A 21,013-nucleotide genomic window follows, 5' to 3' on the forward strand; every position below is an offset into this window, starting at 1 on the left:
GAAGCGCCCGGACGTGATCCCCATGTGTGCCCGGGCCGGCGATGATCCATTCCCGCTCGTTCGTGTAATGGCACGGACACGGTGCGTGATGGAAGGCTGGCGCATGCAAATCGATGCCCGGCGCCGCTGGTGCCGGGCATGAGCGGGAGGGCAATTCTTTATGTCGGTAGGCGAAGAGGTCCGCACGGAGCAGGGCCGGCCGCAGCAGAGCCTCGGCACCGCGGCCGCGCGGAACCTGGCCACCACCACCAAGTCCGTTCCCCAGATGCAGGAGATCAGTTCGCGCTGGCTGCTGCGCATGCTGCCATGGGTCGACGTCCAGGGCGGCACGTACCGGGTGAACCGGCGGCTGACCTACGCCGTCGGCGACGGCCGCATCACCTTCGTGAAGACCGGCGACCGCGTCGAGGTCATCCCCGCCGAGCTGGGCGAACTGCCGGCCCTGCGGGGGTACGAGGACGAGGACGTGCTCTCCGAGCTCGCCCAGCGCTGCCGGCAGCGGGAGATCGGCGCCGGCCAGGTGATCGCCTCGTTCGGCAACCAGGCCGAGGAGGTCTACCTTCTCGCGCACGGCAGGGTCGAGAAGGTCGGCACCGGCCCGTACGGTGACGACCAGGTCCTCGGAGTCCTCGCCGACGGGGCGTACTTCGGCGAACAGGCGCTTCTCGACCCGGACTCCATCTGGGAGTACACCGCCCGCGCGGACACCGCGTGCACCGTCCTCGTCCTGTCCCGGCACGACCTCGAGCAGGTCGCCGAGCGCGCCGACACGCTGCGCGCCCACCTCCAGCGGCAGCTGTCCATCCCCGAGCAGCAGACCAACAAGTACGGCGAGAAGGCGGTCGAGCTCGCCGCCGGTCACGACGGTGAGCCGGACATCCCGCACACCTTCGTCGACTACGAGGCCAGGCCCCGCGAGTACGAGCTGAGCATCGCCCAGACCGTCCTGCGCATCCACTCGCGCGTGGCCGACCTGTACAACCAGCCGATGAACCAGACCGAGCAGCAGCTCCGGCTGACCGTCGAGGCGCTCAAGGAGCGCCAGGAGCACGAGCTGATCAACAACCGGGACTTCGGCCTGCTCCACAACTGCGAGTACGACCAGCGCATCCAGCCGCACGACGGGGTGCCGGGCCCCGACGACATGGACGAGCTGCTCAGCCGGCGCCGCGGCACCAGGCTGTTCCTCGCCCATCCCCGCGCGATCGCCGCGTTCGGCCGCGAGCTCAACAAGCGCGGGCTGGTCCCGGAGACCATCGACATGGGCGGCAACCGCATCCCCACCTGGCGTGGCGTGCCGATGTTCCCGTGCAACAAGATCCCGGTGACCGAGGCCCGCACCAGCTCGATCATCGCGCTGCGTACCGGGGAGGAGGACCAGGGGGTCATCGGGCTGCGCGCCAAGGGCATCCCGGACGAGATCGAGCCGAGCCTGTCCGTGCGGTTCATGGGCATCAACGAACAGGCGATCGTCAAATACCTGGTGACGGCCTACTTCTCGGCGGCGGTGCTGGTGCCGGACGCGCTGGGCGTCCTGGAGAACATCGAGGTCGGCCGTTGGCGCTGACGTCTCTCACCCGCACACGGTGTCCCGGCCGGGCAGGCCGGGTACACCCCGGGGGTACGCACCCGTTGACCGAGGCGCCACCGCCCGCGGACTCTCCGAGGGGGATCGGATGGTCGAGTTCATGACGGAGACGACACAGCGCCCCTCCGGCGTGCCGCGCCCCGCCGGCACGGCGCGGCCGGGAGGGGCGGCGCCCGCCGGACCGTTGCCCCGCAGGCCCGTCGGCGAGCGCGACGTGCCGGCGGGAGGCGCCGACGGGCAGGACGCGTCGGGGATCCTCGAGCGTGCCCGGGCCGCTGTGGAGCCCGAGTTGCGGTCGGCGATCGACTCGTTGCCCGACTCGATGCGCCGAATCGCGCGTTACCACTTCGGGTGGGAGCACGCGGACGGCACCCCGGCCGCGGGCAACGCGGGCAAGGCGGTCCGCCCGGCGCTGGTCCTCGTCGCGGCCGCCGCGCTCGGCGGGCGCGGGGCGAGAGCGGCCGCGTCCCGGGCGGCCGCGGCCGTGGAACTGGTCCACAACTTCACGCTGCTGCACGACGACGTGATGGACCGGGACACCACGCGCCGGCACCGGCCCACAGCGTGGACGGTGTTCGGCGACACCGACGCCATCCTCGCCGGGGACGCCCTGCAGGCGCTGGCCCTGCGACTGCTCGCCGAGGACCCGCATCCGGCGTCCCGGGCGGCCGTCGCCCGGCTCGCGGCCTGCGTGGTCGAGCTGTGCGCGGGCCAGCAGGCGGACACGGCACTGGAACGGCGGGCCCCCGGCGAGGTCACGCTCGCGGAGGTGCTCGCCATGGCCGAGGCCAAGACGGGCGCGCTGCTGGGCTGCGCCTGCGCCGTCGGCGCGTTGTACGCGGGAGCGGCCGAGGAGGAGGTCGAGGCGATGGACGCGTTCGGCCGCCAGGCGGGGCTCGCCTTCCAGCTCATCGACGACGTGATCGGCACATGGGGCGACCCGGGCCGCACCGGGAAACCGGCCGGCGCCGACCTCGCCGCCCGCAAGAAGTCCCTGCCGGTGGTCGCCGCGCTCACCTCCGGTACGCCGGCCGCGACCGAACTCGCCGAGCTGTACGCCCGGCCGCACCAGGAAGGAGAGGAGGAGCAGGCGGCGCTGGCCGTGGAGCGGGCCGGCGGCCGCGACTGGGCGCAGACCCAGGCGGCCGACCGGATGGCCCGCGCCCTGCACGACCTGTCTCGCGCCATTCCGGACCCCACGGGCGCGGACGGCCTGCTGGCCCTGGCCGAGTTCGTCACCAGACGCACCAGCTGAACCCGGCCGCCGGCCCGGGACGAAGACCCCGGAGCCAACGGGGCCGTACGGCTCCTGACCCCGTACGGCCCCCGGGCCCCGGTCCGGCGGGTCCCGCACTTCCCCACGGTGTGCGGGGCCCGCCCCTTCACCACCCGCTCGCCGGGCACCCAGTAGGCTCAACACCCGTACGGATGAAGCCGGTTGAAGGCGAAGGGGTGGGGCATGGGCGTAGCGATCCGGGCTGCGGGGGAGGGTGACCGGGAGCTGGTCGTGCGGCTGCTGGACGAGGCCTTCCAGGACGACCCGGTCAGCGGCTGGGTGTTCCCGGGCGAGGAGTACCGCCGCAGGGTCCACCGGCGGCTGATGGCCGCCTTCACCGACATCGTGCTCGCCGCCGGCCGGATCCACGTCACCGAGGACGGCGCGGGATGCGCGCTGTGGCTGTCGATGCCCGCCGCCGACTCCCGGAACGGCCACCACCCGGAGGGCGGCGACGGCCCCGCCGAGGCGGTGCAACTGCGCGAGGCGGTCGATCCGGCGAACGCGCGCGTGGAGGAGATCGCCCGGCTGATGGCCGAGACACACCCCGCCGACCGCGCCCACGAGTACCTGTGGATGATCGGCGTCGCACCGGCCCGCCAGGGCGAGGGCCTGGGCAGCGCACTCATCGAGCACGTCCTCGCCCGCTGCGACCGCGAGGGCCTGCCGGCCTACCTCGAGGCCAGCAGCACCCGCAGCACCAAGCTCTACGAACGCCTCGGCTTCGCCTTCACCGGCACCCCCCTCGACCTCCCGGACGACGGCCCGCGGATGTGGCCGATGTGGCGGGAGCCGCGCTCCCACCGGTAGGCCCCGGCGGACCATCGGGCCCCGGCAGACACCGCCAGGGGCGGTCGGCACGGGAAGCGGCTGGGCCGCGGCAGTCCTAGTCTGAGGACATGGACGGCGAGGAACACCTCTGTCCCCTCTGCGGGCAGCCCGTGGAGACGGTCGTCCGGCGGCACAAGACGCTGGGCGCCTGGGTGCCGGTATGGACGCCCGGACCGTGCCGGAACCCCCGCTGCGAGTCGAACGCCGCCCCGGTCACCGACCGGCCCGAGGAGCCGAAGCCGGAAAGGAAGACCTGAGCGGCGGCCCTCCGGCCTGCGGCTCACACGCGGTGCCGTGCCGGGCGTCGCGAGCAGGTGAACCCTCCCGGTCGCAGCACTAGCCGGCGCCGTCCGTCTGCCGCGGCAGCCCGCCCGTCCCGGGGTCCCGGCCGGTCAGGCAGTACAGGCCGCCGGCCGGGTCGCGCAGCACCGTCCAGTGGGCGTGGTCGGCGACATGGGCCGCGCCCAGGTTCTCGTGCCGGACCCGGGTCGCGGGGATGTCCGCGCAGGCCAGGTCCAGATGGGCGGAGCCGGGCCTTTCCTCGTCCAGGCGTTGCAGCAGGACGCGGATCGGCAGGCCGGGCGGCGGCTTGAGCACATGGAACTCGGGGCGGGAGCCGGGCAGCGACTCCCAGCCGTCCAGGAGTCCGGTCCAGAAGGCGACTTCGGCGTCGTGTGCCGAGGGCGGAACGTCGAGGCACACCTGGTCCAAGCGGCTGCCGTGGACCACTGGCGGGCGTACCGCCTCCCCGTGCCAGGGCACCGCGCAGAACAACTGCCCGGCGGGCGAGCGCAGCACGGCCCAGCCGTCGTGCGCGGCGACCGTCTGTGCGCCGAGCCGCAGGGCGGCCCCCACGAACCCGGGGACGTCCTCGACGGCGAAGTCCGGATGCGCGCCGCCGTCTCCCGCGGCGACGGCCTGGACCTTCACACAGGCGTCCGCGGCCTCGGCACCCTCCGGAAGCAGGGTCACGAACTCGTCGTGCTCGCCCCGGAGTCCGGACGGCCGGGTGTCCGTGACGGCCGTCCAGAAGTCCAGTGCGCGGGCGAAGCGCGCGGCCGGCCGGTCGACGAAGACATGCGTCCAGCGGATGCTCATGGCGTGATCGTAGGCGGCGAACTCCCCGCCCCCGACCGGATTTCAGCCCCCGGACCGTTCCATGAACCGCAGCAGATTCCCGGCCGGGTCGCGGAACGCGCAGTCGCGCACCCCGTACGGCTGGTCCATCGGCTCCTGGACGACGTCGGCGCCGTGCTCCTCGACCCGGGCGAAGAGGGCGTCGCAGTCGGCGGTGGAGAAGATGACCCCGCGCAGCATGCCCTTGGCCAGCAGCTGGGCCATGGCCTCCCTGTCGGCGGGAGAGGCGTCCGGGTTGGCCGCCGGCGGCTCCAGCACGATTTCCACATCCGGCTGCAGCGGCGACCCGACGGTCACCCACCGCATCCCCTCGAATCCGACGTCGTTGCGCACCTCCAGCCCCAGCACGTCGCGGTAGAAGGTGAGCGCCTTGTCGTGGTCGTCGACGGCGATGAAGCACTGGTGGAGTTTCAGGTCCATGCCCTCACGCTAGAGCGTGGGCCGCGGTCCCGCGCGCCTCGGGCGTGTAAAGGTCCGGGCCACGCACGACGGGATCACCGCGCTGTCCTCGTGCGACCGCGCCCGGTAGGCGCTCGGAGTCTCGCCGACGAGCTCGGTGAACCGGGAGCTGAACGACCCCAGGGACGTGCAGCCCACTGCCAGGCACACCTCCGTCACGCTCAGGTCCCCCCGCCTGAGCAGCGCCTTCGCCCGCTCGATACGGCGGGTCATGAGATAGCCGTACGGCGTCTCACCGAAGGCGGCGCGGAAACTGCGCTGGAAGTGCCCGGGAGACATCAGCGCACCCCGGGCGAGCGAGGCCATGTCCAGTGGCTCCGCGTACTCGCGGTCCATGCGGTCGCGGGCCCGCCGCAGCCGTGCCAGGTCTTCGGGCATCATCCGGCCAGCATGGCACGGGGCGACGCCGAGCGGGTGGCGAGCGGCGGAAGGAAGGACGCGGGCCACTGGCAGGGCGGCTGGCAGGGCCGGTTCGGCGGTGTCGCTTCCACCGCTGCCGGGTGATCGCATCGACCACCGGGTCGCGGAGACCGGCGATGAGCAGGGAGCTCTTCCTCTGGCCAGGCGGGACGGGCGGGACGGGCGGGACGGGCCGACCGGAACCCGGGGACCCGACCCGGCGGGGGGCCGGCGGCCGCCTCCGGCGCGGAGAGCACCCGCTCGACCATCCGCTTCCGCTCGCGTCCGCAGAACAGCCGCCGGTCCACACCGGCCGGGAGAACAAGCCCGCACCCGGCTTGTGCGGGACGCAGTGCCCGGCGGCCTTGGGGCGGGTGCGGGCAGGAAGAGGGCGCGTTGACCGTCCGGTCATCTCTTGAGCCTGCCGCGCTGGTATTCGGGCGAAGCGGCATGATCGGGGCAGAAGACACTAGCCTCGGGCCATGGTGACGCGCTCCCGGTTGTATCACGACGGCACTCTCGTCCTGGAGGACTTTCCCGCCAGCGACGTCGCCGGGCATCTCACCGATCCGGAATCGGTGGTGTGGCTGGACCTGTACCGGCCCGGGCCCGCCGAATTCACCATGCTCGGAGAAGAGTTCGGCATCCACGAACTTGCGTTGGAGGATGCCGCACAGCGGGGCCAGCGGCCGAAACTCGACCGCTATCGCACCCACGAATTCCTCAGCGCCTATTCCGTCGCCGTCGGTCCGAACGGTTCGGAACTGTCGTACAGCGAGATCGCTGTGTTCCTCACCAGCCAGGCGGTGATCACCGTCCGCAAGGACGACGGGTTCGACATCGGGAACGTCGTCGCTCGCTGGGACGACAGCCCGGACCTGGCCGGCCATGGTGTCGGATTCCTGTTGCACGGCCTGCTCGACCATCTCGTGGACGGGCATTTCGCCGCGGTCCAGCAACTGGACGACGATATCGAGGAGTTGGAAGGTCTGCTCTTCGCGGCCGGGCGTCGTCAGATCGAATCCGTGCAACGCCGGACTTTCGCACTGCGCAAATCGCTCGTCCAGCTGCGCCGCGTCGTGCTTCCGATGCGTGAAGTGGTCAACTCCCTCATGCGCCCCGGCCTGCACGTGATCACCGACCCTCTCGTCCCCTACTACCAAGACGTCTACGACCACGTGCTGCGCGCCACCGAATGGACCGAATCGCTGCGGGACCTGGTGGCCTCGGTCATGGAGACGAACCTCTCGGTCCAGGCCAATCGCATGAACCTCATCATGAAGAAGGTGACGAGCTGGGCCGCGATCATCGCCGTACCCACCGCGATCACCGGTTTCTACGGCCAGAACCTCCCCTACCCCGGATTCGGCCGCCAGTCCGGCTTCATCACCTCCGCCGCCGTCATCGTGGTCCTGTCCGCCCTGCTGTATCTGACGTTCAAGCGCAAGGACTGGCTCTGACCAGCTGCTCCCGAGCCAGGGGAACGGCTAACAGCTGGTCATGCGCCCGTTTCCGGCCACAGCACTAGATACGGGCGAACTTCTCGGTCTGGTGGGCGAACTCCTGGGCCATGGCGATGCCGACCGTGGGCCGCGTGTCGCGGATCGTGGCCAGGTAGTCGTCCGTGGTGGGGTGGGCCCGGGTCCCGGTGTCGAAGGTGCGCTCGAACTGGACCTGGGAGACGGTACGTGCCACGTGGGCGATGTCGGCGGGTGTGAACCCCTCACTGGCCGACGAGAGCGCCGCGCTGTCGGCCTGGGCGCCCGCCCGTGCCAGGTAGCTCTCCCACAGTGCCGTCCTGGCGCTGTGGTCGGGAGGTCCGATGGGCAGCACGTAATCGAAGCGACCGTGTCGCAGGAAGGCCGAGTCGAGCGTGGTCACGTTGTTCGTGGCGCAGACGAGCAGCCGCCCGTCCTGGGTTCGGAACCGGACGATCGCCTTGAGCAGCTCGTTGACGACGCCGACCGCGGTCGCATCCGCACCGCTGCGTTCCCCGGCGACCTCTTCGACCTCGTCGATGAACACCAGGACGTGGTCGAGCCGGGAGATCTCGTCGAAGCGCCGGCTCAGCCCGGTCGCCAGGCCGTACTCGGCGGCCAGGCGTGCGGGGAACAGTTCGAGGAAGGGCCATCCCAGGCGACTGGCGATCGCGCGCGCGAACGTGCTCTTGCCGGTCCCTGGGGGCCCGAAGAGCATCACCGCACGCGGCGGTTCCACGCCGTGCTGGGCGGCGAGTTCGGGGTGGGCCAGCGGCAGGACCAGGCGGCGCTCGATGAGCTGCTTCTCCTTCTGCATGCCCGCGACCTTCTGCCACAGCCCCCCGGGTGGCAGCTCCGCTCCGAGTGAGGACAGCGTGCCGGCCGACTCCGGAGTCACCGGGCCGCGCTTTTCGAAGAAGACCAGGCCCGAGCGGGCGCCGAAGTCGCAGTTGCGCAGCGCGGCCGCTCCGGTCTCGCCCTCGGGCAGGACGGCTTGCACCACGCGGACCCCATCGGTGAAGAGCCGTTGCTCAAGGACTGTGATGAGGGCACTGCCCAGCCCCCGCTGCCGCCAGCCCGGCGCTATGCAGATGCGCAGGATCCATGCCCGGTCGCCCTCCACTCTGCTCACCGCGGCGCCGACCACGGCCTCGTCCGCCGTGGCCACCACCGCCGGGTGGAGGGCTTGTAGGGCGGCCACGGCGTCCGAGAGCGGAAAGAGCGGCGGCTCCTCGGTCGTGCCGCTCTCCGTCTCGACGCGGACCACCGCTTCGAGATCGTCCTGGGAGTAGTCCCTGACATGCCAACTCGTCATGATCAGCTCCGCGTGTTCGCCCGTGTTCCCATCATCAGCCGCTTCGCGGAGGACGTGCGCGACGGGCACCGGCGACGCGTCCGGTCGGCCGGCGCCGCGCCACATGCAGCGGGTCGCCGTGGAGGGCGTGGCCGAGGCTGTCGCCGGCCACGCCGTGGGCCGGCTCCGGAATCCCGGAAAGCACGACCCGAGGCGTGGACGTCGCCGGCGGCGGCAGCAGCGACCACTGGATCTCCGCCGCCTAACGCATCGGGTTCTCCGCGCCGGACCCGGAAGAACAGATCGGTGCAACCGTGCCCGGTCACCAGCATGTCGGTCAGCACGGCGGTGCCCCTGCGCAGCAACCGCCGGACGTCGTCGATGCCGTCCAGAGCGACGGCCATGACCCCCACATGGTCGCCGCCGTCCGACAGCGGCAGGCAGACCCGCACACCGTCGGCCTGCGGCACCTCGACGCCGGTCCTCCGCGGGGCCGCCCCTGCAGCTCCCGGTTCCTGCGGCACGGCCGATACCGCTCGGTACGGGCCGCCCCGACGGCCGGTGCGCGGGGCCGGGGATGTCGCCTCGTCACCTGTGGTGGGTGGTGCGGTTGCGGCGGCGGCGCGGTGGGAAGCGGCCGCGTCCCCCGTCGCGGTGGTCATGCCGTTCGCCGACGGTCGGCGAGTTGGGCACCGCTGGTCCCGCAGGGGGTTGCGCCGCGCCCGTGCCGCGGCGCGGGCCGCCGGGCATGGCACGGCCGTACCGGTGCACGGCGATTCTTTCCGCGTGCTCGGTGTTGAGCCGGTGGATCACGAATGCCGCCGCTGCGATGAGGACCAGGAAGGCGGCGGTCGTCAGGAAGGCGTTCATGGCGGCCTCACATGCCGATGATCAGACGGCTGACGCGACCGGCCTGTGCCGGAACGGCCGCGGAGGCCGAGGAGGCGCCGCCCTCGTACTCCCATGCCTCGTCCGGATCGAGTGGCCGGTCGGCCGAGGAGGCGGCGTGCCGGGCCCCGTCCGCGGCGATGAGCGCGCTCGCGGTCAGCGGCGGGCCGTCGGAGGCGGACGCGGCCGCCATCAGGCGGGCCGCGGTCGTCGCCCCGGTCCCGGGTGGGATGACCAGCAGGTCCCAGCGGCCGGTGCCGTAGGAGAGCAGCAGTAGCTTGTGCGGGTCGATTTCGGGGGTGAACCAGCCGACCTTGACGACGTGGCCGTCCACGGGAACCTTGTGCGGGATGACCGGCCAGTACTTCGGGTTGACGGCGATGCGGGTGATGCGGCCCCACAAGGGGTCCAGCACATCGGTCAGCGCGGGCAGCTCGCTCAGCAGATCCCGGGAGCGGGGCCACCAGGCACCGTCCAGCAGTCCACGGGAGGTGCCGTCCCTCTTCAGCGCGAGACGCGCGGCCGGGGCTGCGACGGGCTCGGGGTGTGGCAGGGGTGGTTGCAAGGTCGCCGACATGACGCGAACCCGTCTCCGGGCCGCCTCTGCGGCGACCCGGGTTTCATCTCTCGCCGAGAACGACCCGGCGTGGAAGCCGGTGTGCGAGATGCCCTCGGTACCACCCACGGTACTCCGTACGCCGATGTCGCCGCCCGGCACGACACCGTATGAGCGCCGTGGGCGCCGGTCCTGCGAACCGTCAGCGGTCCGGAGCGGTCCGTCGGGCCTCGACGAGGAGTACCCTGGTGGTTACCGAGAGCACTTCGTACCCGGCTTCCACGCCGGCGTCGTTCTCGGCGATTCACGACCAACCGGGCCGGCCACGACCGGCCCGGGGTTGGGTCCGCGCCATGACCGCGACCATTCTGCTGATGCCCGCGGTCGAAGACCGGATGCCTTCTTCGTTGCCGCTCCGATTCGTGCCGGCACGAGCCGACACCGCTCCAGCCCTGATCGACGGTGCCTGGTGGCCCGCTCCCGCGACCTGACGGCGGAGCTTCCGGGGCTCATCGGGGCACTCGACCCGCTGCGGGGGCGGATCACCCGGGTAGCGGCTCCGAGGCCCGGCTGGTGGCCGCGGAGCCGCTACCCGGCGCGGGACCGGTGCGCGGAGACTCACAGCGGGCGGTCCGGTCCAGGAGGCCGGACGCCTCCGCGTCGCGGCAGAGGAAGCGGCCGGCTCGGACTCGATCCGGGAGGCGGTCTGGACCTCCGAAGCCGGGCATCATGCCGGCCACGCGACCTCACGTGCCCCTGTCGGGGCGGTCACCGGTTACGTGCGGACCCGGCACATGGAAGGTGAGAGGAATGGAGACCTTTGCGATGTCGGGCGTACTCCTGGCCGATGATCGTGGCGACCCTGCCCTCCGGCCGTTCCCGGCGGTGGCGGCTCCGCCCGTGGCACCACACCGAGCAGTGAACACCCGGCACGACCGGCTCAGTCTGGACCACGGCTCAGTCCAAGGGGCTGTTCCGCAACAGGGGCGTCTGCCATGACCGGTGAACGACAGCCGGCCGGGAAGCGCAGCCTGCCGTTCCCCTGCCCGACCGCCGACTGTGCCACGTAAAGACGTCGACGTCCCGGATTCCGATGCGTGTTGCTGTTGGCGCAGATGCCCGCGGCAGCGGACTCCGTCCGATCGCCCGCGCATCCCCCGAGGCGACCAGCCGGCCTGCGCCTGGAACACGGGCTGCCGAACCGGCCGTTCGCCTCTCTGCACGAGAGCCCGACCGCGTACGGCGCGCAGGAAGAGCCGGGAGCCCGGCCCCCACGGCGCTGCCCGGCCGGTTTCCTGAACCGAGGCGCCATGCCCACTCCGCAACTGACCCTCTACCGGCGCGACAAACGCAGCCGGGCGCTGATCACCCTGGCCGGTGCGATCGACCTGCTGACGGAGCACCTGGTGCGCGAGTCGCTGGGGCGATGCCTGCGCGACGGCATCCGCACCATCGACGTCGACCTGACCACCGTCACCTTCTGCGACGTGACCGGCCTCAACGTCTTCCTCCACGCGCCGAGGGCCACCGCCGTGGCCGGCGGATCCCTGTCGTTGCATCACCCACCACCGGTGCCGGCTCGAATCATCGCCCTCACCGGCAACGGCACCCTGCTCCTCGGCCACCCGCGCGACCTCCCGCCGCGGCCGGCTTCTTCCCCGCCCCGGACGCCCAGCACGCCACGTCGGTGGCCCTCCCGGGCACCGAGGCCGGCCGGGACCCCTACGACCGGGACCTGACCGGCCTCATCGGCGAACCGTCCACCCGCAGCCAGGAGTTCCGCACCCGGTGGGCCGCCGGTGCTGATGCGGCTCGCCCCCGGGCGCGCGTCCGCCGTCGTCACGCTGCGGATCTGCGCCCACCTGTGGCCGGGCGAACAAGACCGCACCCGGACCGTCATGTACGCCGTGCTCGGCGACCTGCGGACCGGGTGCGGACAGAGAGACACTGCAAGTAAAGAAGAAATTGCAGGTCAAGCGGCCTGTCGAAGATCAGGCCTTCTTGGTCTCCCAGAAGATCTTGTCGATCTGGGCGATGTAGTCCAGCGCCTTCTGGCCCGTGGCCGGGTCCGTGGAGGCCTTGGCGGCCGAGAGGGCCTTCAGCGTGTCATTGACCAGCTGGTGCAGCTCCGGGTACTTCTCGAAGTGCGGGGGCTTGAAGTAGTCGCTCCAGAGCACGGAGACGTGGTGCTTCGCCAGCTCGGCACGCTGCTCCTTGATGACGGTGGCACGCGCCTGGAAGTGCGGGTCGTCGTTGGCGGCCATCTTCTCCTGGACGGCCTTCACCGACTCCGCCTCGATGCGGGCCTGGGCCGGGTCGTACACACCGCAGGGCAGGTCGCAGTGTGCGCTGACCTTGACCTTGGGGGCAAACAGGCGGGAAAGCATGGAGCATTCCTTCCTCGTGATCGTCTTCTCAGGTGGGACATTACTCCCTGCAAGGCGTGTTTTCGCGAGTGCCCCCTAGGGCTTAGGACAAAAGTCCGGGGTCACACTGAGACTGGTGGAGGAACGGACCGGGGAGGTGCCGGGGATGCCGGAGCTGTCGCAGGAGACCGAGCGCACGCGGGCGGTGCTGCCCTTCGGGCTGGCCGAGGTGACCGGGCCGTCCATGGTGCCGACGCTGCACCACGGGGACCGGCTCCTGGTGCAGTACGGCGCCCGGATCCGGCCCGGTGACGTGGTCGTCCTGCGGCACCCCTTCCAGCAGGACCTGCTGGTCGTCAAGCGTGCGGCCGAGCAGCGCGAGGGCGGCTGGTGGGTGCTGGGGGACAACGCATACGCGGGAGGCGACAGCACCGACTACGGCACGGTGCCGGAGGAACTGGTGCTGGCGAAGGTGTGGTTCCGTTACCGGCCGCGCCCGTCGGCTCAGCGCTCCCCGCTGGCGCTGGTGCGCTGGGTGCTCTCGGCCGCCAGGCCCGTCTTCACCGACCGGTCGGCCTCCAGGCGTTTGCGGGCGCGGTAGGCGGCCACGTTGGCGCGGGTGGCGCAGCGGTCGGAGCAGTAGCGGCGCGAGCGGTTGGTCGAGGTGTCGAGGTAGGCGTTGCGGCAGGGCGCGGCCTGGCACAGGCCGAGGCGGTCGACCCCGTATTCCGTCAGGTGGAAGGCCAGGCCCATCGCCGCGATCGCCGCGTACCCGGCCGTGGCGTTCGACGGGTGGTCGGCCAGGTGCATGTGCCACAGCGGACGGCCGTCCTCGTCACGGTGGTCGTGCCCGGAGATCTGCGGACTCACCGGGAACTCCAGCAGCAGCGAGTTCAGCAGGTCCACGGCCAGGGTCTCGTCTGTGATGTCGGCCGCCTCGAAGACCGCGCGCAGCCGGGCCCGCACCGAGCGGAAGCGCGTGACGTCGGCGTCGGTGGCGCGGCGGGCCGCCGAGGAGTTGGCGCCGAACAGGTCCCGGACCGCCTCGACCGAGGTCAGGTCGTCGTTGCCCCGGGCCGGCTCCTCGCTGTTGACGAGACGTACGGCGTAATCCGAGTAATAGGCGAGTTCCACTTGTAGTCCTTACGAGGGCGCTCTATGGTCATGGACGCGGTCGGGTAACAGACGGTCGTGGTTCCAGGGTATTACGCAGTTCGCGTCAGGGAGGGCAGCGATGACGGACATGGACAGGGGCACGGGTACGGACATCACCGCGGTGGGGGCCGACTGGCCGGCCTGGCAGGAGAGCTGGGACCGGCAGCAGGAGTGGTACATGCCCGACCGCGAGGACCGCTTCCGCATCATGCTCGACATGGTGGAGGCCCTCGTCGGCACCACGCCGCGCGTCCTGGACCTCGCCTGCGGCACCGGCACCGTCACCGCCCGGCTGCTCGCCCGTTTCCCCGGGGCCACCAGCACCGGCGTCGATCTCGACCCGGCCCTGCTCGCCATCGCGCGGGGCACCTTCGAGGGCGACGACCGGGCCTGCTTCGTCACCGCCGACCTGAAGGAACCCCACTGGCGGGCACGACTGCCGTACGGCTCCTACGACGCCGTCCTGACCGCCACGGCCCTGCACTGGCTGCACAGCGAACCCCTCGCGGCCCTCTACGGTCAGGTCGCGGAACTGGTCCGCGACGGCGGTGTCTTCATGAACGCGGACCACATGATCGACGAGACGACGCCCCGGATCAACGCGGCCGAGCGCGCCCAGCGGCACGCGCGCATGGATCAGGCCAAGCGGGACGGCGCCCTGGACTGGGCGGAGTGGTGGCAGCTGGCCGCCAAGGACCCGGTCCTCGCCGAACCCGCCGCCCGCCGCTTCGAGATCTACGGCGAGCACGCCGACGGCGACATGCCGTCCGCCGCATGGCACGCGCGCGTGCTGCGCGAGAAGGGCTTCGCCGAGGCACGCCCGGTGTGGTGCTCGCCCTCGGACACACTGCTGCTCGCGCTCAAGTAGGCGGCGGACCGAGCCGGCGGCAACGGAAACGAGCAGGCGGCAGGGGAACAGGCCGGCGCAGGGGAAAGGGGCGGTACGGAAGATCCGTACCGCCCCTTCGCCGTCGTGGCGGCTACAGCACCTTCGACAGGAACGACTGCGTGCGCTCGTGCTGCGGGTTCGTCAGGACCTCCCGCGGGTGGCCGGACTCGACCACCACACCGCCGTCCATGAAGACCAGGCTGTCGCCGACCTCACGGGCGAAACCCATCTCGTGGGTGACGACGACCATCGTCATGCCGGACTCGGCGAGGTCGCGCATGACGTCGAGGACGTCACCGACCAGCTCCGGGTCCAGGGCCGAGGTCGGCTCGTCGAACAGCATCAGCTTGGGGTCCATGGCCAGGGCCCGGGCGATCGCCACCCGCTGCTGCTGGCCGCCGGAGAGCTGCGAGGGGTAGTACCCCGCCCGGTCCGCCAGGCCCACGCGCTCCAGCAGCTGGATCGCCCGATCCCTGGCCTGGCTCTTGGCCGCGCCCTTGACCTGGACCGGCGCCTCGATGACGTTCTCCAGCGCGGTCATGTGCGGGAACAGGTTGAAGCGCTGGAAGACCATGCCGATGTCCCGGCGCTTCATGGCGACCTCGCGGTCGCGCAGCTCGTAGAGCTTGTCGCCCTGCTGGCGGTAGCCGACGAGCTCGCCGTCGACGTACAGCCGGCCGGCGTTGATCTTCTCGAGGTGGTTGATGCACCTCAGGAAGGTCGACTTGCCCGAGCCGGAGGGGCCGATGAGGCAGAAGACCTCGCCGGGCCTGACCTCCAGGTCGATGCCCTTGAGGACCTCCACCGGACCGAAGGACTTGTGGACGCCTTCGGCCTTGACCATCGCGACGGACGTGTCCCTGGGGACGGAGTCGGTCTTGGTGAGCTTGTCGGTCATGCCGTCACCTTCCTGCTGGAGAAGGTCGTCAGGTGCGCCTTGACCTTCTGCCACGGCGTCGGCGGCAGGCTGCGGCTGGAGCCGCGGGCGTAGTAGCGCTCGATGTAGTACTGGCCCACGCTCAGCACCGAGGTCATGATCAAGTACCAGGCGGCGGCGAGGAAGTACATCTCCACCGGGGCGCCGGAGACCTGGCCGATGTCCTGGGCGTAGCGGAACAGCTCCGGATACTGGACGGCCGCCACGAGCGAGGTCGTCTTCAGCATGTTGATGACCTCGTTGCCGGTCGGCGGCACGATCACCCGCATGGCCTGCGGGATGACGATCCGGCGCAGCGTCCTGCCGTGGCTCATACCCAGCGCGTGGGCCGCCTCGGTCTGGCCCTCGTCGACCGCGAGCAGGCCGGCGCGGCAGATCTCCGCCATGTACGCGGCCTCGTTCAGGCCGAGGCCGAGCAGCGCCGTCAGCAGCGGGGTCATGAAGTCGGACCAGTAGTTCTTGTAGATCGGACCCAGGTCGATGTACTCGAACACCAAGCCGAGGTTGAACCACAGGAACAGCTGGACCAGGACCGGCGTGCCGCGGAAGAACCAGATGTAGAACCAGGAGATGGACGAGGTCACGGGGTTCTTCGACAGGCGCATCACGGCCAGCACGATGCCGCCGACGATGCCGATCACCATCGACAGGACCGTCAGCAGCAGGGTCTTGCCGACACCTGTCAGGATCCGGTCGTCGAAGAAGTAGCTCGGAACGGCATGCCAGTTGATCTTGCCCTGGCCGAACGCGTAGACGATCGCGACCAGAAGGGCGATCGCGACGACGGCGGACACATACCGTCCGTAGTGCCGGACCGGGATGGCCTTGATGGCCTCGGGTCCGGCCGGGGGCGTGCCCTTCGGCCCCGCCGTCTTGTCGATGTCAGCAGTCACGGGTCTTGCCTCTCAGTGGCCGCTCGGAGACGGTCACTTGCCGCCGTTGATGACGGAGTCCTTCACGGCGCCGTCCTGGGCGCCCCACTTCTCCAGGATCTTCTGGTACTCGCCGCTCTTGATGATCGCGTTCATCGCGGCCTGCAGCGCGTCGCGCAGCTGCGTGCTGGTCTTGCCGACCGCGATGCCGTAAGGGGCGGCCTCGACCTGGGCGCCGACGGTCTGGAAGTCCTTGCCGCCACCGGAGGTCTTCACCGCGTACGCGGCGACCGGGAAGTCCGAGGAGGCCGCGTCCGCGCCGCCCGAACGCAGGCGGGTCTGGGCCTGCTGGTCGTCGTCGAAGGCCTCGATGGTGAGCTTCTTGCCGCTGGGGCACTTCTTCGCCTCGGCCTTCGCCAGGTCCTCCGAGACGGTCCCGCGCTCCAGGGCGATCTTCTTGCCGCACAGGTCGGACCAGTTGGTGATGCCCTTGGTGTCGCCCTTGCGGGTGTAGATCGAGACACCGGCGGTCAGGTAGTCGACGAAGTCGACGCCCTCGCCGACCTTCTTGCCGGTGGTGGGGTCGACACCGTTCTGGCGGCTCTTGTTGTCGGTCATCGCCGACATCGCGATGTCGTAGCGGTTGGAGCGGATACCGGTGAGCAGTGCGTCGAAGGTGCCGTTCTCGAACTGGAACGTCACGCCGAGCTGCTTGCCCATCGCGGCGGCGAGGTCCGGGTCGAGGCCGGCGACCTTGCCGGAGTTGTCCTTGAACTCGACCGGCGCGTAGGCGATGTCGGAGCCGACCTTGATGACACCCTTGTTACGGATCGAGGCGGGGAGCTTGTCGGCCAGCGGGGCCGTGCTGGCGGACCCGCTGCCGGACTTGTTCTTGTCCTTGGTCTGGTCACCGCAGCCGGTGAGAATCAGGGCGCCTGCGACCGCGATCGCACCGACCGCGGCCAGACGGGAGTGCGCGGCGGTGGTACGACGGGTGGAGCGTGCGGTCATGGTGGGTTCCTCCGCGGCGGGTGAGTGGAGTTGCCAATGGGTCGACGAGAACACACACCTTCGGGTGTCGCGACCTCGTGTGATTGACGCATCTTGCCATTTGGGCTGCGCCATTCAGGGGAATCGCCATGTCAAAATCGGATAACGGGTGATCCTCGAACCCGCCGAGTCGGCCCATCAAGGCCGGACCATCTGCGGGAATGTCTCCTTCCGGCCGGAAGATCTTCGGTGGATCGCGGGATGCGGCCCGTCGGAACGGGGTGTTTGCGAGCTTCGGACCTCCTCATGCATTCGACCATGGCTTGTCCCCATATTGGGTCAAATGTCAGGTCGTCGTCATGTGACCTTGGCGTTATGGACTCGTCGCCGACGCCGTCCGTCCGGTAAGAAGGTTCTTTACACCCCTCATCCGGGGCTCAGGGCGCGTGTGCGGCGCGCCCGTCGCGTATGTGCCCGAACGCCTCACCCCTGGGCCGTGCGCGGTCCCGCCCACCCCTCACCAGGAGTGGCAACCCTCAAACCATGAACACTTAAGGGGTAAAACCAAGTGGCAGCGGAGATCGTCAATCCTCGCAGCGACAGCAATACGGATCAGGACGGCGGGGCAGAGCCGCTCGATTCCTTCGATCCGGCTTTCGCGCTGCACCGCGGCGGCAAGATGGCTGTGCAGGCCACCGTGCCCGTCCGCGACAAGGACGACCTGTCCCTGGCGTACACGCCCGGCGTCGCGCGGGTGTGCACCGCCATCGCCGAGCAGCCGGAACTGGTCCACGACTACACGTGGAAGTCGTCCGTGGTCGCCGTCGTGACCGACGGCACGGCCGTGCTCGGGCTCGGGGACATCGGCCCTGAGGCCTCCCTTCCGGTGATGGAAGGCAAGGCGATTCTTTTCAAGCAGTTCGGCGGTGTGGACGCGGTGCCGATCGCACTCGCCTGCACCGGGGTCGACGAGATCGTCGAGACCGTGGTGCGCCTCGCGCCGTCCTTCGGCGGTGTGAACCTGGAGGACATCTCGGCGCCCCGGTGCTTCGAGATCGAGCGCAGGCTCCAGGAGCGGCTGGACATCCCGGTCTTCCACGACGACCAGCACGGCACGGCGGTCGTGACGCTGGCGGCGCTGCGCAACGCGGCGCGGCTGAGCGGGCGGGCGATCGGTGAGCTGCGGGCCGTCATCTCCGGCGCCGGCGCGGCGGGTGTCGCCATCGCCAAGATGCTGGTCGAGGCCGGTATCGGGGATGTCGCGGTGGCCGACCGCAAGGGCATCGTGTCGGCCGACCGGCAGGACCTGACGCAGGTCAAGCGGGAACTGGCGGAGTTCACCAACAAGGCGGGCATCACCGGGTCGCTGGAGGACGCACTGGCCGGCGCCGACGTCTTCATCGGGGTCTCCGGCGGTACGGTCGCGGAGTCCGCCGTGGCGTCGATGGCCGAGGGGGCCTTCGTGTTCGCCATGGCCAACCCGAACCCCGAGGTGCACCCCGAGGTCGCCCACAAGTACGCGGCGGTCGTGGCGACCGGGCGCTCCGACTTCCCGAACCAGATCAACAACGTCCTGGCGTTCCCCGGCATCTTCGCGGGCGCGCTGCAGGTGCGGGCGTCGCGGATCACCGAGGGAATGAAGATCGCGGCGGCCGAGGCGCTGGCGGGGGTCGTCGGCGACGACTTGGCCGCGGACTACGTGATCCCCTCGCCGTTCGACGAGCGGGTCGCTCCCGCGGTGACCGCCGCGGTGGCCGCGGCGGCGCGCGCGGAGGGCGTGGCCCGTCGCTGAGTGACCTGAATGGCCCCGCCCGAACGGGCGGGGCCATTTCTCTTGCCCGGCTCCTGCCCGGCACCACCTGCTTGGCAAGAGGGTGTGTGTCACAGAGCCCCCTGGTTCCGTCGGCCGGAGCGCGCCCCTATCGTCAAGGTCATGTTCGCTGTCTACGCCGCCCGAATCGACCGCGACCGGCCGCTGCACGGTCTTGAGTCCGGTGAGCGCCCGGCCCCCGGGGTCCGTCCCGGCTGGAGCACCGTCAACGTCAGGGCCGCCTCCCTGAACCACCACGACCTCTGGTCGCTCAGGGGTGTGGGCCTGTCCGAGGACAAGCTGCCGATGATCCTCGGCTGCGACGCCGCCGGCGTCGACGAGGACGGCAACGAGGTCGTCCTGCACTCAGTGATCGGACAGAGCGGGTACGGGGTCGGACCCGACGAGCCCCGCTCCATCCTCACCGAGCGCTATCAGGGCACTTTCGCCGAACAGGTCGCCGTGCCGACCTGGAACATCCTGCCCAAGCCCCGGGAGCTCTCCTTCGAGGAGGCCGCATGCCTGCCCACGGCATGGCTGACGGCGTACCGGATGCTCTTCACCAACGCCGGTGTACGGCCCGGTGACTCCGTGCTGGTCCAGGGCGCCGGCGGCGGTGTCGCCACGGCCGCCGTCGTGCTCGGCAAGGCGGCCGGTCTGCGGGTCTTTGCCACCAGCCGGGACGAGGCCAAGCGCAAGCGGGCGGTCGAGCTCGGTGCCGTGGAGGCGCTGGAGCCGGGGGCGCGGCTGCCGCAGCGGGTGGACGCGGTGATCGAGACGGTCGGCGCGGCCACCTGGTCGCACTCGGTGAAGTCGCTGCGGCCGGGCGGCACGATCGTCATCTCCGGTGCCACGAGCGGCGACCGGCCCTCGCACGCGGAGCTCACCCGTATCTTCTTCCTGGAACTGAAGGTCGTCGGCTCGACCATGGGCACCAAGGACGAGCTTGAGGACCTGCTGTCCTTCTGCGCCGCCACGGGGGTGCGTCCCGTGATCGACGAGGTACTGCCGCTCGACCGCGCCCGCGAGGGCTTCGAACGGCTGGAGTCGGGCGACCAGTTCGGCAAGATCGTGCTCACCAACCCCTGACCGTCACCGCGTGGCGCGACGGCGGGCCCGGGCTTCCGGGCCCGCCGTTCGTGTCTCCGCGTCTTCCGTACGATCCGCATGTCAACTTTGGTTGACATCGCGAGAGTGTCAACGTAGGTTGACATCATGACCGAAGCAACGGATCTCGCCGAGCGCGCGGGCGACCGCGACCCGCGGGTCGGGCTGCGCGCCGTCGCCGCACTGCGCCGGCTGCTGGAGCAGCTGGAGGCGGTGCAGGTGCGCAGCGCGCGCAACCAGGGCTGGTCCTGGCAGGAGATCGCCGACGAACTCGGCGTCAGCAGGCAGGCCGTGCACAAGAAGTACGGGAGGCAGTGATGTTCGAACGGTTCACCAAGGACGCCCGTGCCGTGGTCGAGAACGCGGTCGGGCACGCCGAGCGAGCCGGCGCCGACCAGGTCGACGAAGACCATGTGCTGCTGGCCCTGCTCGACCGGGAGGGCAGCCGCGGCTCGTTCGCGCTGGCGGCGGTGGGCCTCACCTCGTCCCGCCGGCAGGCGGCGGTACGTGACCTGGCCGAGGCGCGCCGTCGCGGAGGCCTCTCACGGGCCGACGCGGACGCGCTGTCCGGGCTGGGCATCGACCTGTCGGCGATCGTGTCACGGGTCGAAGAGGCCCACGGGGCGGGCGCGTTGGCGAGGGGACGGAAGAGCGGCGCCGGGCGCCGGTCCGGGCGGCGGCCGTTCAGCCCCGCCGCCAGGGCTCTGCTCACCCAGTCGCTGCGGGTCGCACTCGGCCACCGCGACCGCCACATCGGCGACGAGCACCTGCTGCTCGCGCTGACCGCCCGCTCGGGCGTACCCGCCGAGGTCCTCGCCGATCACGGGGTGACGCACGAGACGCTGACCCGTGTCCTGTACGGCGGGGGAGACACCCGGGCGGGCGGCTGAGGCCGACCGGGTGCGGGCGCCGGTGCAGGCGTCTCGGCCCGGGGCGGGCCGAGACGTCCGCCGGCCGCCTCCGTCCGAGGCCGCCGCGTCC

At 70.9% G+C, this 21,013-nt stretch carries 24 protein-coding genes; 13 read left to right on the plus strand and 11 right to left on the minus strand.

What is annotated here, in order from left to right:
• The first annotated feature begins 160 nt into the window (after positions 1 to 160).
• The 4 genes from ACH4UM_RS03840 (at position 161) to ACH4UM_RS03855 (ending at position 3,952) form a co-directional block, all read left to right on the plus strand.
• On the plus strand, positions 161 to 1,567 hold the full coding sequence (locus ACH4UM_RS03840) for a family 2B encapsulin nanocompartment shell protein (RefSeq protein WP_398173155.1): 1,407 nt from the start codon (positions 161 to 163) through the stop codon (positions 1,565 to 1,567).
• Between the two features lie 121 nt (positions 1,568 to 1,688).
• Complete coding sequence (locus ACH4UM_RS03845; RefSeq protein WP_398173157.1) at positions 1,689 to 2,843, plus strand: family 2 encapsulin nanocompartment cargo protein polyprenyl transferase; 1,155 nt, start codon at positions 1,689 to 1,691, stop codon at positions 2,841 to 2,843.
• A gap of 204 nt (positions 2,844 to 3,047) precedes the next feature.
• Positions 3,048 to 3,674 carry a GNAT family N-acetyltransferase gene (locus tag ACH4UM_RS03850; RefSeq protein ID WP_398173159.1) on the plus strand — a complete coding sequence of 209 codons (627 nt, stop codon included), beginning with the start codon at positions 3,048 to 3,050 and terminating at the stop codon, positions 3,672 to 3,674.
• A gap of 89 nt (positions 3,675 to 3,763) precedes the next feature.
• Positions 3,764 to 3,952, plus strand: a complete 189-nt coding sequence (locus ACH4UM_RS03855; RefSeq protein WP_398173161.1) for a hypothetical protein — start codon at positions 3,764 to 3,766, stop codon at positions 3,950 to 3,952.
• A 79-nt stretch (positions 3,953 to 4,031) separates the two neighbouring features.
• Here ACH4UM_RS03855 and ACH4UM_RS03860 read toward each other — a convergent pair whose 3' ends face one another.
• The 3 genes from ACH4UM_RS03860 to ACH4UM_RS03870 are packed head-to-tail and all read right to left on the minus strand — an operon-like array spanning position 4,032 to position 5,672.
• Positions 4,032 to 4,793, minus strand: coding sequence for a VOC family protein (locus tag ACH4UM_RS03860; protein ID WP_398173163.1), 762 nt, complete (start codon positions 4,791 to 4,793; stop codon positions 4,032 to 4,034).
• 42 nt (positions 4,794 to 4,835) lie between these two features.
• Complete coding sequence (locus tag ACH4UM_RS03865) at positions 4,836 to 5,252, minus strand: VOC family protein (RefSeq protein ID WP_398173165.1); 417 nt, start codon at positions 5,250 to 5,252, stop codon at positions 4,836 to 4,838.
• A gap of 9 nt (positions 5,253 to 5,261) precedes the next feature.
• On the minus strand, positions 5,262 to 5,672 hold the full coding sequence (locus tag ACH4UM_RS03870) for a helix-turn-helix transcriptional regulator (protein WP_398173167.1): 411 nt from the start codon (positions 5,670 to 5,672) through the stop codon (positions 5,262 to 5,264).
• Between the two features lie 500 nt (positions 5,673 to 6,172).
• Here ACH4UM_RS03870 and ACH4UM_RS03875 point away from each other — a divergent pair, with 500 nt between their 5' ends.
• Entirely contained in the window at positions 6,173 to 7,150 is a 978-nt protein-coding gene (locus ACH4UM_RS03875) for a magnesium transporter CorA family protein (RefSeq protein ID WP_398173169.1), read from the plus strand.
• A 64-nt stretch (positions 7,151 to 7,214) separates the two neighbouring features.
• On the opposite strand, the gene ACH4UM_RS03880 is transcribed toward ACH4UM_RS03875, so the two are convergent.
• The 3 genes from ACH4UM_RS03880 to ACH4UM_RS03890 form a co-directional block, all read right to left on the minus strand.
• Positions 7,215 to 8,483: an ATP-binding protein gene (locus tag ACH4UM_RS03880; RefSeq protein WP_398173170.1), complete on the minus strand. Its 1,269-nt coding sequence runs from the start codon at positions 8,481 to 8,483 to the stop codon at positions 7,215 to 7,217.
• Positions 8,484 to 9,050: 567 nt separating this feature from the next.
• A complete protein-coding gene (locus ACH4UM_RS03885) occupies positions 9,051 to 9,332 on the minus strand; it encodes a hypothetical protein (protein WP_398173172.1) in 282 nt (93 codons plus the stop codon).
• A gap of 7 nt (positions 9,333 to 9,339) precedes the next feature.
• Positions 9,340 to 10,035, minus strand: coding sequence for a DUF5994 family protein (locus tag ACH4UM_RS03890; protein WP_398173174.1), 696 nt, complete (start codon positions 10,033 to 10,035; stop codon positions 9,340 to 9,342).
• 1,181 nt (positions 10,036 to 11,216) lie between these two features.
• On the opposite strand from ACH4UM_RS03890, the gene ACH4UM_RS03895 reads away from it, so the two are divergent.
• Complete coding sequence (locus ACH4UM_RS03895; RefSeq protein WP_398173176.1) at positions 11,217 to 11,645, plus strand: STAS domain-containing protein; 429 nt, start codon at positions 11,217 to 11,219, stop codon at positions 11,643 to 11,645.
• On the plus strand, positions 11,594 to 11,863 hold the full coding sequence (locus ACH4UM_RS03900) for a hypothetical protein (RefSeq protein ID WP_398173178.1): 270 nt from the start codon (positions 11,594 to 11,596) through the stop codon (positions 11,861 to 11,863). The genes ACH4UM_RS03895 and ACH4UM_RS03900 overlap by 52 nt, the downstream gene beginning before the upstream one ends.
• A gap of 34 nt (positions 11,864 to 11,897) precedes the next feature.
• On the opposite strand, the gene sodN is transcribed toward ACH4UM_RS03900, so the two are convergent.
• On the minus strand, positions 11,898 to 12,293 hold the full coding sequence (gene sodN, locus ACH4UM_RS03905) for a superoxide dismutase, Ni (RefSeq protein ID WP_020136639.1): 396 nt from the start codon (positions 12,291 to 12,293) through the stop codon (positions 11,898 to 11,900).
• A 145-nt stretch (positions 12,294 to 12,438) separates the two neighbouring features.
• Between sodN and sodX the strand changes: the two genes are divergently transcribed.
• Positions 12,439 to 12,873, plus strand: a complete 435-nt coding sequence (sodX, locus tag ACH4UM_RS03910) for a nickel-type superoxide dismutase maturation protease (protein ID WP_398173610.1) — start codon at positions 12,439 to 12,441, stop codon at positions 12,871 to 12,873.
• On the opposite strand, the gene ACH4UM_RS03915 is transcribed toward sodX, so the two are convergent.
• Entirely contained in the window at positions 12,777 to 13,406 is a 630-nt protein-coding gene (locus tag ACH4UM_RS03915) for a CGNR zinc finger domain-containing protein (RefSeq protein ID WP_398173180.1), read from the minus strand. The genes sodX and ACH4UM_RS03915 overlap by 97 nt on opposite strands.
• 100 nt (positions 13,407 to 13,506) lie before the next feature.
• Here ACH4UM_RS03915 and ACH4UM_RS03920 point away from each other — a divergent pair, with 100 nt between their 5' ends.
• Positions 13,507 to 14,295 carry a class I SAM-dependent methyltransferase gene (locus ACH4UM_RS03920; RefSeq protein WP_398173182.1) on the plus strand — a complete coding sequence of 263 codons (789 nt, stop codon included), beginning with the start codon at positions 13,507 to 13,509 and terminating at the stop codon, positions 14,293 to 14,295.
• 112 nt (positions 14,296 to 14,407) lie between these two features.
• Here ACH4UM_RS03920 and ACH4UM_RS03925 read toward each other — a convergent pair whose 3' ends face one another.
• Genes ACH4UM_RS03925 through ACH4UM_RS03935 form a run of 3 tightly spaced genes read right to left on the minus strand, consistent with a single transcriptional unit; the run spans position 14,408 to position 17,136 of the window.
• Positions 14,408 to 15,160 carry an amino acid ABC transporter ATP-binding protein gene (locus ACH4UM_RS03925; RefSeq protein WP_398173612.1) on the minus strand — a complete coding sequence of 251 codons (753 nt, stop codon included), beginning with the start codon at positions 15,158 to 15,160 and terminating at the stop codon, positions 14,408 to 14,410.
• Positions 15,161 to 15,210: 50 nt separating this feature from the next.
• Entirely contained in the window at positions 15,211 to 16,146 is a 936-nt protein-coding gene (locus ACH4UM_RS03930) for an amino acid ABC transporter permease (protein ID WP_398173184.1), read from the minus strand.
• 33 nt (positions 16,147 to 16,179) lie between these two features.
• On the minus strand, positions 16,180 to 17,136 hold the full coding sequence (locus tag ACH4UM_RS03935; RefSeq protein WP_398173186.1) for an ABC transporter substrate-binding protein: 957 nt from the start codon (positions 17,134 to 17,136) through the stop codon (positions 16,180 to 16,182).
• 547 nt (positions 17,137 to 17,683) lie between these two features.
• Between ACH4UM_RS03935 and ACH4UM_RS03940 the strand changes: the two genes are divergently transcribed.
• The 4 genes from ACH4UM_RS03940 to ACH4UM_RS03955 all read left to right on the plus strand — a co-directional run bounded on the left by ACH4UM_RS03940 (position 17,684) and on the right by ACH4UM_RS03955 (position 20,922).
• A complete protein-coding gene (locus ACH4UM_RS03940) occupies positions 17,684 to 18,907 on the plus strand; it encodes an NADP-dependent malic enzyme (protein ID WP_398173188.1) in 1,224 nt (407 codons plus the stop codon).
• A gap of 141 nt (positions 18,908 to 19,048) precedes the next feature.
• Positions 19,049 to 20,014 (plus strand): zinc-binding dehydrogenase, encoded by a 966-nt coding sequence (locus ACH4UM_RS03945; protein WP_398173190.1) that lies wholly within the window; start codon positions 19,049 to 19,051, stop codon positions 20,012 to 20,014.
• A 126-nt stretch (positions 20,015 to 20,140) separates the two neighbouring features.
• Entirely contained in the window at positions 20,141 to 20,350 is a 210-nt protein-coding gene (locus tag ACH4UM_RS03950) for an HTH domain-containing protein (RefSeq protein WP_398173192.1), read from the plus strand.
• Positions 20,350 to 20,922: a Clp protease N-terminal domain-containing protein gene (locus tag ACH4UM_RS03955; RefSeq protein ID WP_398173194.1), complete on the plus strand. Its 573-nt coding sequence runs from the start codon at positions 20,350 to 20,352 to the stop codon at positions 20,920 to 20,922. The genes ACH4UM_RS03950 and ACH4UM_RS03955 overlap by 1 nt, the downstream gene beginning before the upstream one ends.
• Positions 20,923 to 21,013 lie beyond the last annotated feature (91 nt).

Origin of the sequence: Streptomyces sp. NPDC020801 (assembly GCF_044334385.1) — a bacterium.
In the GTDB taxonomy this organism is placed as follows: domain Bacteria; phylum Actinomycetota; class Actinomycetes; order Streptomycetales; family Streptomycetaceae; genus Streptomyces.

Excerpts from the sequence above, each read along its gene's own strand:
- sodN (WP_020136639.1), bottom strand. The coding sequence starts at position 12,293 with ATGCTTTCCCGCCTGTTTGCCCCCAAGGTCAAGGTCAGCGCACACTGC.
- ACH4UM_RS03895 (WP_398173176.1), top strand. The coding sequence starts at position 11,217 with ATGCCCACTCCGCAACTGACCCTCTACCGGCGCGACAAACGCAGCCGG.
- ACH4UM_RS03865 (WP_398173165.1), bottom strand. The coding sequence starts at position 5,252 with ATGGACCTGAAACTCCACCAGTGCTTCATCGCCGTCGACGACCACGAC.
- ACH4UM_RS03850 (WP_398173159.1), top strand. The coding sequence starts at position 3,048 with ATGGGCGTAGCGATCCGGGCTGCGGGGGAGGGTGACCGGGAGCTGGTC.
- ACH4UM_RS03860 (WP_398173163.1), bottom strand. The coding sequence starts at position 4,793 with ATGAGCATCCGCTGGACGCATGTCTTCGTCGACCGGCCGGCCGCGCGC.
- ACH4UM_RS03870 (WP_398173167.1), bottom strand. The coding sequence starts at position 5,672 with ATGATGCCCGAAGACCTGGCACGGCTGCGGCGGGCCCGCGACCGCATG.
- ACH4UM_RS03950 (WP_398173192.1), top strand. The coding sequence starts at position 20,141 with ATGACCGAAGCAACGGATCTCGCCGAGCGCGCGGGCGACCGCGACCCG.
- ACH4UM_RS03885 (WP_398173172.1), bottom strand. The coding sequence starts at position 9,332 with ATGAACGCCTTCCTGACGACCGCCGCCTTCCTGGTCCTCATCGCAGCG.
- ACH4UM_RS03880 (WP_398173170.1), bottom strand. The coding sequence starts at position 8,483 with ATGACGAGTTGGCATGTCAGGGACTACTCCCAGGACGATCTCGAAGCG.
- ACH4UM_RS03840 (WP_398173155.1), top strand. The coding sequence starts at position 161 with ATGTCGGTAGGCGAAGAGGTCCGCACGGAGCAGGGCCGGCCGCAGCAG.
- ACH4UM_RS03845 (WP_398173157.1), top strand. The coding sequence starts at position 1,689 with ATGACGGAGACGACACAGCGCCCCTCCGGCGTGCCGCGCCCCGCCGGC.
- ACH4UM_RS03945 (WP_398173190.1), top strand. The coding sequence starts at position 19,049 with ATGTTCGCTGTCTACGCCGCCCGAATCGACCGCGACCGGCCGCTGCAC.
- sodX (WP_398173610.1), top strand. The coding sequence starts at position 12,439 with ATGCCGGAGCTGTCGCAGGAGACCGAGCGCACGCGGGCGGTGCTGCCC.
- ACH4UM_RS03955 (WP_398173194.1), top strand. The coding sequence starts at position 20,350 with ATGTTCGAACGGTTCACCAAGGACGCCCGTGCCGTGGTCGAGAACGCG.
- ACH4UM_RS03855 (WP_398173161.1), top strand. The coding sequence starts at position 3,764 with ATGGACGGCGAGGAACACCTCTGTCCCCTCTGCGGGCAGCCCGTGGAG.
- ACH4UM_RS03925 (WP_398173612.1), bottom strand. The coding sequence starts at position 15,160 with ATGGTCAAGGCCGAAGGCGTCCACAAGTCCTTCGGTCCGGTGGAGGTC.
- ACH4UM_RS03875 (WP_398173169.1), top strand. The coding sequence starts at position 6,173 with ATGGTGACGCGCTCCCGGTTGTATCACGACGGCACTCTCGTCCTGGAG.
- ACH4UM_RS03920 (WP_398173182.1), top strand. The coding sequence starts at position 13,507 with ATGACGGACATGGACAGGGGCACGGGTACGGACATCACCGCGGTGGGG.
- ACH4UM_RS03935 (WP_398173186.1), bottom strand. The coding sequence starts at position 17,136 with ATGACCGCACGCTCCACCCGTCGTACCACCGCCGCGCACTCCCGTCTG.